Source organism: Myxococcus sp. AS-1-15 (genome assembly GCF_020037055.1).
Taxonomy (GTDB): Bacteria; Myxococcota; Myxococcia; order Myxococcales; family Myxococcaceae; genus Myxococcus; species Myxococcus fulvus.
Genome location: NZ_JAIQDF010000001.1, coordinates 200,938 through 218,746, shown reverse-complemented (window position 1 = coordinate 218,746; position 17,809 = coordinate 200,938). Strand labels below are relative to the sequence as shown.

The following is a 17,809-nucleotide window of genomic DNA, read 5'->3' as shown; positions in this document are numbered from 1 at the left end:
CCCTCGTGATACTGCCCCGCTACTTCGTTCCCCATGCCACCACGCCGCCGGTGCCAGTCCTGTCGGACGCGGCCTCGGTGGTCCACGTGGTGGACACGTTCCTGTTGGACTTCCACCACATGGCGCGGTCGGAGTGGGTCGTCGGACTCGACGCGTTGGGGGCGGTGCACTTCATCCCCGCGAGCGAGCGGAGCCGGCTGCCCGCCTCGGCGCTCGCGCAGCTCGCGCACCATGAGGTCGCCACGGGCCGCACGCCGCACAGCATCGCGGCGTCGACGGTGTATTTCTTCGAGGTGGAGCTGGTCGAACACCCCGCCGACGCGGAGGGGTTCAACGACCCGGTGTACCTGTACGGGCACCTGTCCGGTCCCTGGCCGAACACGTCCCCAAAGCGCGTGCCGGGGCAGCTCACCGTGACGCGCGGGGATGTGCTCGCGGGGCTGACGCGGCAGGCCCCGTACGCCTTCGAGTACGCACAGACGCCGGAGAGCACCGCCGCGCCGCGTGGCTATCACGCGCTGTTGCCGGGAGACCGTCCTGAGGAACTCGAGGAGGGCGGCGGAGCGGTGCTCGCGTGGCCCGTGGTGCCGCCGGAGCTGCAGGTAGGCAACGCCTCCAACGGGCCGATGGTGGCGCGCATCCTCCATGACGTGCTCACGCAGCTGAAGGAGGACGCGGAGGCGAACGGAGGGCCCGCGGCGCTGGCGAAGCTGGAGCTGCCGGTGCCGAGTCGGGCCATGGCCGTCGCGGAGCTGGAGCTGCGCGGCTACGAGGTGAAGGGCGACGTGGCGGTGCTGCGCCGTCAGCACCCGGGAGTGCTCACGCGCATGGCCGAGTGGCTGCGCGCGGAGAAGGTGCGGATTCCTCCCGAGGCGGGCGCGCCCGAGTTCCTGGAGCTGGCGAGCCAGGCGCTGGCGGTGCTTCCCGGCTGGCCCACGAAGACGGAGCGAGTGCTGCGCTCACAGGTCGGCGCCGGGGACCGGCTGCCCCCGGTCTCCGCGCCGGTGCCGGTGGCGCAGGTGCCGGCACGTCCCCTGCCCCCTCGGGCTCCAGCGCCGCCCGCGCGCCCGGATGAGTGGATGCGGGACTTCCTGTCCGCGCATGCCGCGCAGAAGCCCCAGGCGGCGAAGCCCCGGCTGACGAGGACGCGGCCCGTGGCGCCGCCGCCCGCGAGGGCTGGGACGCCTGCCTGGATGGAGGACTTTGGAGCTGCTCCGGCGCCGTCCGCCGCGCAAGGTTTGCGTGAGCCGGGCGAGTCCCCCGCGCCGACGAAGAAGCCCGACTGGATGACCGACTTCGAGGACTGAGCCCCCGCTTGCGCTGGACCTTCCGGCCCGTTGGAAGGTGATAGCGTTCGGCGCATCCAGCAGGGGGAACGATGGGTCACGAGAAGCCAGTCGAGCCGTTTTCGGATCTCCACGTCGAGGAGGGGAAGGTCCGCGCGGTGTTGCTGCATGACCCGACGGTGGAGGGTCTGGACGTCGCCATCTACATGGACGCGTCCGGCAGCATGGAGGAGGAGTACAAGTACGAGCGCCCCAAGCGCTCCTTCCTGGAGTGGCTGCGAGGCGCGCCGCTGAAGGACCCGGCCAACCAGGTGGAGCCGCAGGTCCAGTGGATGCTGGAGTACCTGGCCACCAAGGACCGCAACGGCCTCTTGCGCGTCGCCTACTGGGCGGCGGGCGCGTCGGGCAAGGACGTGGAGGTGGTGGGCGAGCTCAAGGGCGTGGACGTCCAGCAGTACCGGTTCCCGGGCGCGAAGAAGCCCGGCGGGCACACCTTCATGACGCCGGCGCTGAAGGACTACGTGCGCTACCTCAAGGAGCAGGTGAAGCACGGGGCGCGGCGCGGCTGCGCGGTCATCGTCACGGACGGCAAGCTGCATGACGCGGAGGAGGTGGAGCGCTTCTCCGCGCAGGTGGCGAAGGACATCGTCGCGGGGCGGCTGCCCCGGATGAACTTCGTGCTGGTGGGCGTGGGGGACGGCGTGGACGAGGAGCAGCTCGAGCGGATTGCCCATCTGGAGTACCCGGGCGTGGGGCACCTGTGGTGCCACCGCATCGCCGAGGAGATTGGCCAGGTCGCCGAGCTGGTCGCGGTGCTGGTGGACGAGAACATGACGGTGGCCGCGGGCGGCACGGTGTACGACGACCAGGGCCGGGTGCTGAAGACGTACGAGGGCCGGCTGCCGGCGGTGCTGGAGTTCGACGTGCCGGAGGGCGCGGAGAGCTTCACGCTGGAGGTGAATGGCCAGCGCTTCACGCAGCCGTTGCCGGACGAGGACCACCACTGATGGCCGGGCACGAGGTGGTGGTGCGTCCGTTCTCGGACGTGCATCGGATGGGGAACAAGGTGGTGGCCACGCTGCTGCATGACCCGACGGTGGAGGGGCTGGATGTCGCCCTCTACATGGATGGCTCGGCCAGCATGGAGGACGAGTACGGTCCTCGGGGTGTGCTGGCGAAGCTGGCGCCGGTGAAGAACCTGGTCGAGCCGCAGATGCGGTGGATGCTGGAGTACCTGGCGAGCAAGGACCGGGACGGGCAGGTGCGCGTGGCGTACTGGGCCACGGGGGACGGCAGCCAGTTGGAGGAGGTGGGGCTGTTGTCGGCGGTGCAGGCGAAGGACTTCCGCTTCCCGGGGCCGCGCGCCTACGGCAAGGCGACGGTGATGCTGCCGGTGTTGCGCGACTTCGTGGCGCACATGAAGCAGCAGGTGGCGAAGGGGGCGCGGCGGGGGCTGGCGGTCATCATCACGGACTCGCAGCTCTCGGATGGGGATGACGTGCGGGCGTATGCGACGCAGGTGGCGAAGGAGATTGCCGCGGGTCGCCTGCCGAGGATGAGCTTCGTCTTCGTGGGAGTGGGCGACCAGGTGGACGAAGAGCAGATGGAGGAGATCTCCCACGAGACGTACCCGGGCGTGGGCCATCTGTGGTGTCACCGCATCGCGGACCGCATGGAGGAGATGGCGGAGCTGGTGGCGGTGCTGGTGGACGAGACGATGACGGTGGCCGCGGGCGGCACGGTGTACGACGAGCAGGGGAACACGCTGAAGTCGTACGAGGGACGGTTGCCGGCGGTGCTCGAGTTCGACGTGCCAGCGGAGTGCAAGGCGTTCACCCTGGAGGTCGCGGGGCAGCGCTTCACGCAGCCGATTCCGGAGGAGCACGGGGACGAGGAGGAAGCGGCGCCCGAGCCGACGCGAGCGCCCGAGCCGGCTCCCCGGCGCAAGCACGGTGGTCATCGTCACTAGGGTTTCGAGCTTCAGGTTTCAGGATTCACGGTTCAGGAAGAACACGCCATGTCCGAGCAGAAGAAGAGCGGTGAGACAAGCGAGCACGTCCACGGTCCGGGCTGCGAGCACGACGCCGGACATGGCGACGCACCGTCCCGCGCGGTGGGCAGGCCCGCCGCGAAGCCCGTGTTCAAGTCGCTGAAGCTCGGGGGGACGAAGGACGCGGGGAAGCACGTCCACGGGCCTGGGTGTACGCATGACCACGGGGACACGCACTCGCACGGAGGCGAGTATCAACACGGCCCTGCACAAGGCGGGCATGACCACGTGCATGGCGCTGGCTGCACACATGACCACGGCCACCAGCACGGGGCGGGCAGTCGGCACAGCGACGGCCCTGCACACACGCACGGGGACACGCATCAACACGGACCGGGCTGCGACCATGACCATGCGCACGGCGGAGACAGCCACGCGCATGGCGACGGCCACGCACACGCGGACGGCGCCGCGTGCGACCACGACCACGGTGACGGGCATCATCACCACCACCCGAAGCCGAAGAAGATCCGCCCGCCGGGCTATCGCGCGGCGGAGGGTGGTGGCGTCGCGCTCCAGCTCGACCTGGAGGGGGCGCTGCCGGGAGAGATGAACGACCAGGGTCGCTTCCAGAAGCTGGAGGAGGCGCTGGAGGCGCATCACGGCATCCTCGATGTGCACATCCGCCGCGACCAGGGCTACGCGGAGGTCTGCCTCCACTACAACCCGAAGCTGGTGAACTCGACAGCCCTGCTCGCGACGGCACAGCGCACGAGCGCGCAGGTGGCGAAGCGATACAAGGACCACACCTGGTTCGTGCGAGGGATGAGTTCGGCGGACTCGGCCACGACCATCGAGCACGGGCTCACCAAGGTGAAGGGGGTGCTGTCCGCGAACGTGGCGTACGCAAGCGAGCGGCTCGTCGTCGAGTACGACAGCGAAGAGGTCTCGCTGAAGGACATCGAGTCCCGGGCGAAGTCCTTGGGCTACACGCTGGAGGTGCCGAGCCACGGGCACGCGTGTTCGCACCATGCGCACGGAGGTGGACTGGCGCCGCTCCTGGAGATGCCGCTGGTGGTGGCCTCGGGAGTGCTGCTGGTCGGGGGCTGGTTGCTCGGGCGCTTTGCCCCTGTGCCCGAGATGGTGCCGACAGTGCTGTGGGCACTGTCCATCCTGAGTGGCGGGTTCTTCGCCATCCGGGGCTCGGTGAAGTCACTGCTCCAGTTGCGCATCGACATCGAGACGATGATGGTGGTGGCGGCGCTGGGAGCGGCGGTGCTGGGCTCCTGGTTCGAGGGTGCGTTCCTGCTCTTCCTCTTCAGCGCGGGCCATGCACTGGAGCATCGGGCGATGGACCGGGCGCGACGCTCCATCGAGTCACTCGGGGCCCTGCGTCCCGAAGTGGCGCGAGTGCGCCGAGGCGCCGAGCTGGTCGAGGTCCCCGTGGCGCAGGTGCAGCGAGGAGACCGCGTCGTGGTGCGCCCGGGAGACCGGGTGCCACTGGACGGCATCATTCGGGAAGGAAAGAGCTCACTGGAGCAGGCCGCCATCACAGGCGAGTCGATGCCGGTCGCCAAGGTGCCAGGGGACGAGGTGTTCTCGGGCACGGTGAACTGCGAGGCCTTGCTGGAGGTAGAGGTCACCCGGCTGTCATCCGAGTCCGTGCTCGCGCGAGTGGTGGACATGGTGGCGGAGGCCGAAGCGCAGAAGGGCCCGAACCAGCGCTTCGCGCAGCGACTGGAGCGCACCGTCGCGCCGCTGGTGATGATTGGCGCGGTGGTGTTCCCGGTGGTGCTGGTGTTGCTGGGTACACCGTTGAAGGAAGCCATCCTCCGCGCGGTGTCCCTGCTGGTCGCCGCGTCGCCGTGTGCATTGGCCATCTCGACACCGTCCGCGGTGCTGTCCGCGGTGGCGGCCGCGGCGCGAGGCGGTGTGCTCATCAAGGGAGGCATCTACCTGGAGCTGCTCGGCAAGGTGAACGCCATCGCCTTCGACAAAACGGGCACACTGACGATGGGCAAGCCGAAGCTGCTGAGCACGGCGCCCGTGGCCGGAGTGACGGAGGAAGAACTGCTCGGCACTGCGGCGGCAGTGGAGGCCCTCTCAGCACATCCCCTGGCCCACGCGGTGGTGGAAGCGGCGGCTTCACGGAACATCAAGCCACCAGCTGGCAGTGACATGGAGGCCATCCACGGCAAGGGCTTGCGAGCCCGGATTGGCACGGATTGGGTGGACGTGGGTAGCCTCGCGCTCTTCGCAGGAGACGCCGTGCCGGCCGAAATCCAGACATTGGTGGACCGACTGGAGGAGGCAGGCCAGACGACGATGGTGGTGCGCAAGGCGAGCCGATACCTCGGCGTACTCGGGGTGGCGGACACGGTGCGAGCCGGAGCGCGGCAAGTCATCTCCACGCTCAAGCAGCAGGGCATCAGTCGCACGGTGATGCTGTCGGGAGACAACTCAAGGGTGGCGAAGTCCATCGCGGAGCAAGTGGGGCTCGACGAAGCCCGGGCACCGCTGATGCCGGCCGACAAGGTGACAGCAGTCCGAGAGATGGGGCGCACGGGCTCTGTGGCGATGGTGGGCGACGGTGTCAACGATGCACCCGCGCTGGCAGCGGCATCGGTGGGCGTGGCGATGGGCGGAGCAGGCTCGGACGCAGCGCTGGAGACGGCGGACGTGGTGCTGATGAGCGATGACCTGTCCCGCCTGCCCTTCGCGCTGAGCCTCGCCCGTCAGGCGACCTCGGTGATGAAGCAGAACCTGGTCATCTCCCTGGGCATCAGCGCGGTGCTCATCGTCGCATCCATCTTCGGGCTGACGAGCATCAGCTCCGCGGTGGTGTTGCACGAAGGCAGCACCCTGCTCGTCGTGGCGAACGGCCTCAGGCTGCTCGCCGTTCGCCCCAAGGTCCTGGGCTCCACGCCCCTGCCCTCGATGGGAATCGAGCCAACTCACTGAAGCTAGTACCTCGACACAGAGGCTTTGAAGGGTTCAGGCGGCAGCAGCGACCGCCGCCTGAGCCTGGGGATACGCCCGCCCAAGCTTGGCGCGGGCGCTCTCGACAGTGAAGCGCCAGCGGATGCGAGCACCCTCCTTGTTTCGCGTCCGCGTCCAGCGAGCCACCTCCCGCTTGAGAGCAGCTTTATCGGGAATGCGTCTGTCGAGACATTGGCGGTTGAGCACGCCGATTTCGATTTCCACCATGTTCAGCCAGCTGGCGTGCTTGGGGACGAAGTGGAACTCCAGCCGCTTCAGAATCCTGCGGGCCTCCTGGGGCGGGAAGGCTTCGTAGAGAGCGCCCGGGCTGTGCGTGGAGAGGTTGTCGAGCACCACTCGGATGGTGTCTGCCTGGGGGTAGTGCACGTCCACCAGCTCGCGCATGCGCGCAGCGAAGTCCTTGGCGGCTCGGTGGTCGGTGACCTCGACGTGGCGCCAGGGGCGGTGCGCATCCAGAAAGACGAAGAGGTTGGCGGTGCCGTTGCGCTGGTACTCGTAATCGTAGCGGCATGACTTGCCACGCTCGGCGGGCAGTGGCGCGCGCACTTCGCCAATGAGCTGGGTGGGCGTCTCGTCGAAAACCAACGTCTGGGCCCCTGACGCCCAGCCGCAGGCGCCCCAGCGGGTGCCGCACCAGAGGGGCCGCCCTCGGACGCGCTACTTCGATGCCAACGGGCAGCGCCCAGTGCTCATCGCTCAACTGGCGGCGCAACTGCCTCGGTCCGCATTCCACCGCGTGCAGTGGCGGCAGGGCAGCCGGGGCGTGCAGTCGTCGCGATTTGCCGCGCTGCGCGTACGCACCGCGGAGCGACATATGGAGCGGGCAGCGCCCAGCGAGGAAGTCTGGTTGCTGGTGGAGTGGCCGCGAGGGGAGGCAGGCCCGACGAAGTACTACCTCTCCTCGCTGCCGGAGGACACCCTGCTGAAGGAGTTGGTGCGCATGGCCAGGCTGCGCTGGCGGGTGGAGCGCGACTACCAGGAGATGAAGGGCGAGGTCGGCCTGGACCACTTCGAGGGCAGAAGCTGGCGAGGCTTCCATCACCACGCCACGCTCTGCATGGTGGCCCATGGCTTCCTCGCTCTGCGTCGGGCGCTTTCCCCGCGGAGGAAGCTGCGATGGACACTGCCCCAGGTGCGGCGGCAACTCCAACTCTTGCTGCTGCGCCGCATCGGCCACTGTCCTCTATGCTTGCGCCCGCTCCGCGCTCGCGCGGCTCCGCGTGGGCCGTCGCGCATGTGACCGGGTAGCACTAGAGACAGCATCAGAAGAAATCCAGCGCTTTTCCAACAAACCTCAACCTTCTCGACGACCTAAATGGCCACGTGAGGTATGACAGCAGCGTCTCCGATGCTCACGCTGCGCGGAATCGCATCAGTCTATTCAGAACACTCGTAAAAACTACCTTCCTACGCAAGCACTCATTACCACAATACGACTCATCAGTGCCCCATCAAATCGCCGACAACAAACACGCCCCAAAACCAAAAGACAAACGAAACAGGATGCGCGACCCCTGAACCACAAGCGCACGAATCACCACATCCTGTCTCATTCACCACCTCACGCACTCCCCCCCAGATTCACGCGCCTGGATATTCGACTGAAATTCCCACAAACCTCAGGGTAAGACCCTCAGGAAGCGTCGAAAAAATCAGCACATTCGCCCCCGCATCCCCTTCATCGCGAAGGAGCACCCTCCTGTTGGCCACCAGCGTCATACCACTTATAAAACTACAATCGCGGAGATAGACATGCGCCCTCACATCATGAACAGACTCTCCAGTAAGGAGAAGATGAGCGTAACCATGAACAATTCGATACTCAGAGAGATAAACATTAACAACCCCAACTTCCTCCAACTGCCGCCCTATTCTGCACAAATCCACCGTCATTTCATCCCCTCAAGAATAGCACTCCGATCGAGACCGGTCACCTTGCGCCCGTGAAGATAAAACTCCGCCCTATCAAAAAACGTCTGATTCAAAAGGACATGCGATATCTCAACCTCCGTAATAGCCTTATACCGCTCCCGAAGCACCGCGGACAACCCGCGCTCAACATCTTCCTTTCGCGGCAATTTCCCCTTCATGCCCCCCGCAGGAAACTGCTCAAGCCCACTGAGATTCACTTTGATATCTCTTTTCTCGAATTGAGAAACCATTCGCTGAACAATCTCCCCTTCAGGAGGCAGCGCCCCCGGATACTCATCCCAGTAAGTCGTCGCCCCCACTTTATCAGCAAATCGGCCAACTAGACCTGGATTATGGTTGAGCGACTTCGAAAGTCCCACAGCAATCGGTTTGGGCTTCGACGTAAGTGGCGTCAATAAGGCAGAGCCACCGGCTAGCATTCCCTCCAGGGCCTTCCCTTTAACGTACTCCTCTCCGGCAGACAGAGCAAACTGAGCCTCAAGTTCAGCTGCCTCCCCCATTGCGCTCGCAAACCTATCTCCAATGCGAGAGGCCTGCTTTGAGGCAATGGCGTCAGTGACAGCAAACCTAGCAGTCTCACCAGCGCTCTGTTTGAAAGATTCAACGACTTCTTCCACCTGGCTTCCAGCAGACCTTAGCTTTCGGACAATTGGCAGCCCAGACAAGTACTTACTCGTCCGACTTCCAGCATTTCCAAGAGCACGCCGCGCCTGTTCAACACGCCACTCCGTCGCACTGGTGTTGCACGCAAGCCAAAAACAAACCGTAGATTCTAGCTGCCCACGATCTTGAACAAGCTCCTGCAGTTTCGATGAAGCAGAAGCCCCTCTGTACACCTGAGAACTCTCGTGCAGCATATCTACGAGTTGCTCATCGCTAAGCTGCGCAAGTTCGGCACTGTAGAACTGCCCTTGGGCTTGCTTACCGAAGTCCGTCAACGACGTCGCCTCATGCCCATTCAGGTCAACGTAGCCCAAAGGGTTTGCACGGGCGTACACGTGCCGGTGCAGACTCGGAGCATCGCCCACATCACCCTCAAAACTATCTCGACTAATGAACCGCCCCACCTTGCCGTTGTAGTACCGGGCCCGGGCATAGGTAAGCCCCGTCTCCACGTCGTACTGATGTCCCGTGAAGCCAAGTTTGAACTCACCGGCCGTGGGCGTCGAATCCCCCCGGTAATTACCCCACGCGTCGTACCGTCGGACCTCCGTAACGAAGCCGCCCGTTCTGGCAGAGATGCCATCTGTCACACTACCCAAAACATCTGAGAGCAAGAAAGTCGGGATCCCATTCGGAGCATCACTGTCTTTGACCGCCAGCGGTCCCTTTGCATAGTGATAACGGCGCTGTGGCGCCCACGGACTCTGGCTTCCATCCACCTCCTGCAACACGAATCCATCATCCAGGACGTATGCGACGTTCTCGGAAGCCGTCTTCCGCCGGATGCGCTGAAGGTCCGTGTCGTAGTCGTATCGACCGAGTTCCACCCCGTTGTCGAACACCGCCGTCAACGTGTTCCGGACGTCCCACGCGAAGGTGCGCTCATTGTCCGGAATCTGCCCCTCAGCGGGACGCGTTGTCATTTTCGCCAGGTTGCCCGCCAGGTCGTACTCGTGCAGGACATCCAGCGCGGAGTTCTTCAAGTCCACGGACCAGCGTGGCCAGTCGACCCGATTGAACGTTGTGGCTACATCCCGAGTCAGCGCCGATTCCGGCACCGACTCGAATGCCTCGGGCCCAAGTCCGAGGCTCGCCACTGCCGACGTCGGAGCCTCGCGCTCGCCCGTGCGGTTTCCCACGAAATCCAACTGATAGAGCGTGGTCTTCCCGTCAGGCCCTGCAATCCCCGTGAGGCGGTTCAAGACGTCATAGCCATATGACGTCACTTCGACAGGGCCGCTCGTGTTCGTTTGAAGCGACTGGCGCGACTCGGCCTGTGTAAGGCGGTTCCCATTCGCGTCATACGTATACGCATAGTGACTGATCGTTCCCGACGAGCAACTCCCGCTACCAAAGCCACGCACCACCGACATCTGGGTGAGACGCCCAGCCACGTCATAGCAGCGGTGCTCTGTCACACCACTGGACCACTCAGTCCTCTTCAACAGTGAGTCGGGCCAGTAGTAGTAGTACACACCTCCGCTCGAAGGAAGCCCCGCGCTCTTCAACCGCCCCAGCGCATCGTACCCGTACACTGTCGCGACTCCATCCGGGTCCACCACACGTGTGCGGTGCCCCATGGCGTCGTACTCATACGCAATCTGCTTCCCGTCGAACTGGCGCAGTCGTGTCTTGACCCGGTCGAGCGCATCGAACGTAAACGTCGTCACTTCACTGACGTCGCCATTCGAGGTCTTCTTGAGCTGATTCACCTGCGTCGTATTGCCTTCGCCGTCGTACAGGAAGTTCTCGACCTCCAACGAGGGTAGTTCTCGAGGCAACGTATGCTGCGAGTAGGCCTTTTCTGTCAGCTGATTCAGCAACCCATGCGTGTAGACTGTCCGCTGCCCCTTAGGGTCAACCGTTGACGCCAGGTTCCCGTTCGCATCGTACGTGTACCGCCAGGTGAGGGTTCCCACATTGCTGAAGGGCGCGGCTCCGGCCTCGAACAGAGGAATGACGTTCTGGCGCCCACCCGTGATGGGCCTGTGGAGGTCGAGATGCTGATGCTCTGCCGTACGGAGATTCCGCGCATCATACTCGTAGGTCGTGAGATGCCCGTTGGCATCTTGCTTCGCTATGAGATTTCGCGCGGGATCATACATGAAAATATGGACAAGCGAGTTCTCGTCGTAGACCGTCAGCCTCTTTCCGAACTCGTCGCTCGAGAAAAGAGCAGACGGCACGCTCGATCGACATTCCTCGAACAGCGAGTCAATACTCATGCCTGCTGCGCCACCATGAGGCAGCGTGGGCTGAGCATTAGGCTTCACCTCGCATTCCAGGTTGCCCATCCCATCGAAAGTACGGATGGTGACTTCGTTGAGCGCATTCTCCTCACGAACCCGACGACCCAGGTCATCGTAGGAGTAACGCATATCGAAGGCGAACCCGATCACACGGGGGCCCTTCTTCTCAATCAGCTGCCCAGCAGCGTCATACTGGAATGTCGACGTCGCCGAATCCGCAGTCCCCGCGCCTGTCGTCTCAGCGAGCACACGCCCCGCGCCGTCATGGAGGCGCTCCGTCGCGTATCCGTTCGCATCCACGGAGCGCACGACATTGCTCCCCGCGTCATAGTTCCAGGACTCCTCGGCAACCGCGTCCCCTTGCCCTCGGACCACGCGAACCTTGCGACCAAGGCCATCGGAATGACTCACCGTGGGCACGTTCCGACGATTCACATACGTCTGCTTGCGCTCCGCGTCGCTGTAGCTCCAGGACTGGCTGTAGGCCGCGGACTGTCCGACGGACTCGTGATCGGTTTGGCTCACCAATCGCCCCACAGCATCGTACGAGAACCGCGTCACCTGTCCCTTCGCGTCCTTCTCCTGTCGCTTGTAGAGCGCGTCGAAGCGCGTCTCCCAGGCGTACCCTCCCGCGTCGATTCGGCGAACCTCTCGCTTGAGACCATCACGATAGAAAACATTCGGATTGTTCCGGGCGTCCAGCACCTCCTCCCGGACAAGACCGTCGAGCCCCGGGACATCCTGATAGTCCCTCTGGCTCCAGATCAGCCAGAAGCTGGCTTTGGAGAACTTCTCCTTGATCTCCTCGGTCCGCACACGTCCCAGCGCATCAAAGTTGAAGCGCCGCTCCAGACCGCGCGGGTCCGACGAGCCAATGACGTTTCCTTCGCCGTCGAAGGTCTGGGACTCCGACACATCCATCGGGCGAAGCACCATCGTCCGACGCCCCAGGGCATCATGAACCGTCTCTGTACGGCGCCCGAGCGCGTCGACCTGCGCCGCCACACGCCCGTAGGAGTCGTACTCCACCGTGCTCGTCAGATTGAGCGCGGGCCCAATCCCAGTCACGTCAGGCTGGCGAGACAACGGACCGCCGCTCGCGTCCTCCACCGTCTGGATGACTCGGCCCAATCCATCGAAGTACCTGGCCTGCAGGAAGCCTCGAGCATTGCGCGTCCACTCGACATGCGCGCCGTCATCGTGGACCGTCTGGGTCGTGTAGACGTGCTGACCCGACTCCTTCGCCACCGTCTCCACCGACGAGAGCACGCGGCTCAGACCATCATACGTCGCGCTTCGCATGCGGTGCTGGACACCACCGGCCTCCCACCGAACCTCCGTCACATTACCGCGGCCGTCGTAGCGCCGGCGCTCCACGCGCCCGGCCGCATCCGTCAGGACCGTGGCACGCCCCAACAGGTCGTATTCGACCGTGCTCGCGTGCCCGTTCCCATCCACCTGCCGAACCCGCTGGCCCTTCAGGTCATACGCGGACGTCAGCGTATACCGCACCGCCCCCGAGGACTCCGCCGCCCCCGGCACCTCGGGCGTCTTCTCCTCGATGACCCGATAGAGCGAGTCCAGCTGGTACGTCCGGTCATGGCCAGACAGGTCCGACTCCCACACCTTGTTGCCCACGGCGTCGTAAGCGAACCGAGCCACCGTCCGCGTACGCCCCACCTCGTCGGCACTCCCTCGATTGGCGAGAAATCGAGGCTCATCCTCGACCGACACCCTGACCCTCACCGGACGGTCTGCGAAGTCGTACTCAGTGGACGTCTGGACACCTCGTCTGTCCGTCACCGACGTGCGATTTCCCGCCTCGTCGTAGGCGAACCAGGTCTCCAGTGGAGCCGTCAGCCCACCACCGGACTCCCGCGTGACCACCCGTCGACCTGCCGCATCCAGATCGTGCGTCCGGACAAAGTCTTCTCCAATCTCCTCCCGCCAGAGCACGCCCCCCGGAGTGAACGACATCGCGCGAACCGTCCCTGGTCCCTGGGTGTTGAGCTGCTCCTCCCGAACCACGCGGTCAAGCCCATCCCATTCCTGGGTACGATGGCGACCCAGTCCGTCCCACTCCGCCAGCAAGCGACCCCGGGCGTCGTGCGAATAGTCCACCGACACCGTGGAGGCGCCATTCACCTGGAGCGTCTTCGACTGCACCTGCCCATAGACGTCGTAGGCGGTTGCGCGCTCCACGTGTCCATCCGCGCCAACCGATTCGACCCAGTCACCCGTGAGCGCGCGTGTCGGACACGACGCGTTCTCGACACCGCAATACTTCCACCGCAACACCACATCCTGAGGAGACTCCGACAGCGAGGACACCGCGTCCGCACACGTCCCCACGGAGGACAGGACCTGACGCGAAACCCGATTCACATAGCGACGCGTCTCCAGGATTCGCCCCGTGCCGAACGGCAGGAGGTCCTCGGGTGCGTCCCCTGTGGAGTCGACGCGAGACACCGTCGCATACCCCTCTGGATCCACATGACAGACGAGCACATTGAAGCTCGCGTCATAGCCCCACTTCTCCACCACTTCGGAGACCACCTGCCCCTGGGCATCCTTCACGCCCGCCGTGGCCGCCACACCGGCAGAAGACGCGAGAGCACTCCCCTCGATACGACGGGCAATCAGGTTGCCCTTCTCGTCATAGGCAAAGCGCGTCACCCGCCCCCGAGCGTCTTGCTCCACTTCTCGCGTCCGATGCTGGCGGTCCCACAGCGAAGCCGTCGTTGCCACCACTCCGTCGGACACCGGCCGCTCCAGCTCCGAGACACCACCCGTGGCAATCATCCGATATCGCGTCGCGGGTACCTCCGGTCGAGGCCCCTTCACCTCCGTGGAGAAGGTGGTGAGCGACTGCCCCAGCACGGTCCGCGATTCGGGCACGATGCTGTACGTGAACAGGGTCGTGGCCTCCTGCGGCGGCTGCGTTGAGAGCGTCTCCTGCACGGCCCTCACCCGCGTGTCCTTGTTCGTCAGGAACAGGTAGTCGCTCTCACCCGCCATCGGGGCGCTGGCATCATGGTAGGTGTAGCGAACCACCTGACCATCCGGCCCCGTGTATTGAGACATCCGCGTCCGCCCCACCTCGGCAACGCCGGTCTCGTAGGCATATGACTCCACCCTGGCCGGCGAGAAAGCCCCACAGCCCTCGTCGTAGCGCGCCACCTCAGTCAGCCGCTGCTGGTCGTCGTATTTGTACTGGACACAGACATTCAATGAGGTCAGCGCCGTGGCGTCCACGCTGGTCGCGTGATGCAACTGCACGCGATGGAGCTGAATGCGGCCCGACTGCCGCTGATGGCTCAACTGGAGCAAGCGGCCACTCGACTCGTCGTAGATGCGAGTCAGCGCCCTGTCCACGGAAGCATCGCCGTAGCGCAACGAGACCTTGTGTCCCGTCGGAGCGACGATGGACGTCAGCCGGTACCTGGCCGGGAACACCGAGGTGTCGAAGTAACCATGCCGATACTCCACGCCCGTCTTCGAGCGGAAGATGAACTCGCGACCAGCCCCCATCCCCTCGACACGCAAGGTTCCGTGGAAGCCGCGCTGGGGCACACACCCCACGCCCTCCCCCGTGCAGTTGAACGTTTGACCGCTGCCTTCACCTCCCACGACCACGTAGCGGAATCCGCCCCCCACGGGCAGCACGGCGCCCTCGTAGCCGTGAGACCAGCCCGGCCCCAGCAGCCCCTCCTCGGCCACACCCGAGGAGTACGTTCGCGTCCACGCCAGCCCGACACCTCGGCTCGGGGACTCGACATCCGTTGCCTGTCGCACCAGATGCCCATCCACGACACTGACGCCCTTGACGAAGGTATGGGAGACGGGAAGCTTGCCCATGCTCCCCACGAGCGTCGTCAGCGGCACGGCTTTGTGGAGGGGCTCCTGATTCGGATTCTCCGGAGCCAGTGTGACGTCCACGTCCTCGGTCCCCACCGAGCCCGGAGGCACATCCACCCATGCGAAGCCATCGAGCCCCTGGGTCACAGAACCGCTCAGGGGAATCACCTCGGTGATGCCCGAGAAATTCGTGCGCACCCTCGCCGAGGCCAGTTCCGTCCCCATCCGAGAAACCACGAGGCGCCCATCGATGTAGACCTTCACCCCCATCTTCGCGGGGAAGGCCATGGGGGACTGTGCATCCTCATCGGGAGGCTGACCCGGCGCGGGCTTCTGGGCCGAGACGAAATCCCAGGCGGGCAACATCCATTTCGCCGCCAGCGGAAGGCCCGCGACAATGAGGTCGGAGTCGGGCCGATGGACTTCGACCTCCTCGCTGGACTGCAGAACCTTCACGGGTTGAGCTCCGACGTAGTCCTTCGCGAAGACCTCGAAGCGAACCCGTCCACCTTGAGTTCCGGTCAAGATTGGAAGAATGAACTGAAAATTGCTCGCCTCGGGCAGCACGATGTCGTTGTCGGCATCTCGCTCATAACTCCCGACAGCCAACACAGCGTCTCCAGCAGCATGAGGCTGCACCGAAACTCGGACATAGACTCGGTCGGAGGTGCGATTCACTACCAACGCCCCCAAACCCGAGTCCGAGGTCAGCGACAGTCCCCCCGTCGGAACAATCTGGCCGCCAGGAAGGACGCGACGCGATGCGAGCGAGGGAGTCGTGGACGAGTTGACGCCATAGAGCGGACGGTTGCAGCACACCTGCTCAACCTGATTGTTGGCACGACGCTCGTAGACGAACCCATACGAGATGACCCGCTGCCAACCCTCAGGCAGCAGGTAGCGCTGACGAAAGACCACCGTCTTGTCGTCATCCAATGGATCCGAACCGACCTGACTGGGCGGCACGTCAACCGATGCCACCTGGACACTGCCCAGTTCGTCCAAGGTCTGGATGCGAACCATGACACCGAGCAGGTCGGGCTCATTGCCGGTCACAGGGACCCAGTCAGGAGTATTCAAGGGCCTCCGCAGGATCTGACTGACCATCTTCAGAGGAGAAGTCGTTTCGTAGGCTCCGTTGAAGTGGTGGTTGCTCGTGACCCGGTATGTATACGTCGCAGTGCTATTGACGTTGATCGAGATGGTCTTGCTGAGGGTGCCCACGGCCGCGGTGACGTAGTAGATCCCCCGGGTGGGCCCTGGGATGTAGCCGGGCCCCGCCAAACCATCGATGTCTGCCCAGTCATCCATCGCCATGAGCTGTAGCGGGCTGGTGGTATCCAGCATCTGGGGGCTCATCACCCCCTGAAACCGGAAGAAGCGCCCCGTCGTCATCGATTGGGTCCAGGACACCTTCTGATTCGTGCAGGGATTTCCGTAGCGATCGAGGATGCGCGCGAAGAGCGGCGTCCAAAGCTGAATCGCGGTTTCATGCAGGTCATTGAGGTTCGCCAGGCGATCGATGACCGCCGGAACGTCGGGCCGACCGACATGACCGAAGGGGGTTGACAGAGCGAAGGTCTCGGTGCCGTTCGTGGTCTCCGCCGTCACCAGGGTGTACCCAAGCCGCTGCATGTGGGGCGTACCCTGTCGACGAATGTGGTACCGGGCGATGTTCGTATCCGGGAGGACCCGGACCGATGCCAGGCCGTTCTCATCGGTGAGGACCGTGAGCTGCGTGGCAGGGGTCGTTCCCCCCGACACCGAGAGGAACCCTGGCACCGAAGGAGCGCCCCCCTTGAACGTCACCGGAGCCCCCAACACCGGCTCTCCGTTGGCGGTCGTCACGCGCACAGTGACGGGCTGCGGAAGTGGCTGACCGACAACACCTTCCTGAAAGTCGGTGGCGGAGAGCTTCTCGATGCGAGCGACCTGGCTCACATCATCGACAGTGAGTTGGGTCTCCCAGGCCAAGGACTTCGACCTCAACGCAAGAACTCCATCATGCGGATCTCCGTCCCGCAGCAGGAGCCATGCACGTGCGTAGCCGCCTTGCATGCGCTTCTCGAGGTCGTGGAGCCGCCGCTCGATCGACGCTTGAACGTCCGCGCGATAGGCACGCGTGGCCGCATCTCCGTCGCGCTTGGAATGGAGCTGCTGCAGGACCTCCTGCAACACTTCGCGCGACTTCTTGAGCGCACTCCTCTCGGAGTCCGACGGCCATGGAGAGTGCCAGAATCGCGTCCACCAAGGAGCCCGTTCGCCAAGGGCGTCATGGGACCTGGTCAATGCTTCGGAGAGTTCGGATTGAGCAACGTCTCGCTGCGACTCCCATACCGCACGAGCATCTTCATAGGCTCGCGTCCCGTCTTCCCCCAACTCCCTCGCTTCGGACCGCAGAAGCGGACTGGAAAGCTCGAACGGCGCGTCCTCTGCGACCGGCGGATAGGTCTTCACCCACGTCGGAGCCCTCTGCTCGGCGCGTGCGGTCATTCCCCCAAGGAGCACCAACGCTACAAGTACCCAGAGACCCGACATCATCGAGCCCCCCTGCCTATCTCTCGGTCCCAATGTCCACCCCAATCACTGACGTCTAGATTTCACACACCAGGTCCAGGCGGGCCATTCCGCACACACACCGATAGAGGCCCTGTCCTGGGTCATCAATTCGCGAAGGCGCAGAGAAGTGCGGAGCACTCCCAAGCTGACGACCCCCTTGCAATTGGCTTTCCAGGGAAGCAGAGGCATGTCGCCTCCAATCCCACACACAAGATAGGGGTCTTGCCCCTTGCTGCCGAGAGGCCCGGTCCAGCTCCGCACGCGCTCAATCG

At 64.4% G+C, this 17,809-nt stretch carries 6 protein-coding genes and 1 pseudogene; 5 read left to right on the top strand and 2 right to left on the bottom strand.

From position 1 onward, the window contains the following. Positions 1-5: 5 nt before the first annotated feature. The 4 genes from K8625_RS00835 to K8625_RS00820 all read left to right on the top strand — a co-directional run bounded on the left by K8625_RS00835 (position 6) and on the right by K8625_RS00820 (position 6,237). Complete coding sequence (locus K8625_RS00835; RefSeq protein WP_223748331.1) at positions 6-1,307, top strand: hypothetical protein; 1,302 nt, start codon at positions 6-8, stop codon at positions 1,305-1,307. A gap of 71 nt (positions 1,308-1,378) precedes the next feature. Continuing rightward, a complete protein-coding gene (locus tag K8625_RS00830; protein ID WP_223781572.1) occupies positions 1,379-2,293 on the top strand; it encodes a vWA domain-containing protein in 915 nt (304 codons plus the stop codon). Continuing rightward, on the top strand, positions 2,293-3,255 hold the full coding sequence (locus tag K8625_RS00825; protein WP_223781571.1) for a vWA domain-containing protein: 963 nt from the start codon (positions 2,293-2,295) through the stop codon (positions 3,253-3,255). Before K8625_RS00830 ends, K8625_RS00825 begins: the two co-directional genes overlap by 1 nt. Before the next feature lie 48 nt (positions 3,256-3,303). Beyond that, positions 3,304-6,237, top strand: a complete 2,934-nt coding sequence (locus K8625_RS00820; RefSeq protein ID WP_223781570.1) for a heavy metal translocating P-type ATPase — start codon at positions 3,304-3,306, stop codon at positions 6,235-6,237. A gap of 33 nt (positions 6,238-6,270) precedes the next feature. Here the strand turns inward: K8625_RS00820 and K8625_RS00815 are convergent. Beyond that, a pseudogene (locus K8625_RS00815) lies at positions 6,271-6,855 on the bottom strand (IS630 family transposase); the annotation flags it as partial. Between K8625_RS00815 and K8625_RS44365 the strand changes: the two are divergent. Next, positions 6,830-7,516, top strand: coding sequence for a transposase (locus tag K8625_RS44365; RefSeq protein WP_223781569.1), 687 nt, complete (start codon positions 6,830-6,832; stop codon positions 7,514-7,516). The pseudogene K8625_RS00815 and the gene K8625_RS44365 overlap by 26 nt on opposite strands. Positions 7,517-8,165: 649 nt before the next feature. Here K8625_RS44365 and K8625_RS00805 read toward each other — a convergent pair. Beyond that, positions 8,166-17,435: an RHS repeat-associated core domain-containing protein gene (locus tag K8625_RS00805; RefSeq protein WP_223781568.1), complete on the bottom strand. Its 9,270-nt coding sequence runs from the start codon at positions 17,433-17,435 to the stop codon at positions 8,166-8,168. Positions 17,436-17,809 lie beyond the last annotated feature (374 nt).

Bases quoted from the DNA above. Each gene is read 5' to 3' on its own strand.
- K8625_RS00830 (WP_223781572.1), top strand. From the start codon at position 1,379: ATGGGTCACGAGAAGCCAGTCGAGCCGTTTTCGGATCTCCACGTCGAG.
- K8625_RS00825 (WP_223781571.1), top strand. From the start codon at position 2,293: ATGGCCGGGCACGAGGTGGTGGTGCGTCCGTTCTCGGACGTGCATCGG.
- K8625_RS00820 (WP_223781570.1), top strand. From the start codon at position 3,304: ATGTCCGAGCAGAAGAAGAGCGGTGAGACAAGCGAGCACGTCCACGGT.
- K8625_RS44365 (WP_223781569.1), top strand. From the start codon at position 6,830: ATGAGCTGGGTGGGCGTCTCGTCGAAAACCAACGTCTGGGCCCCTGAC.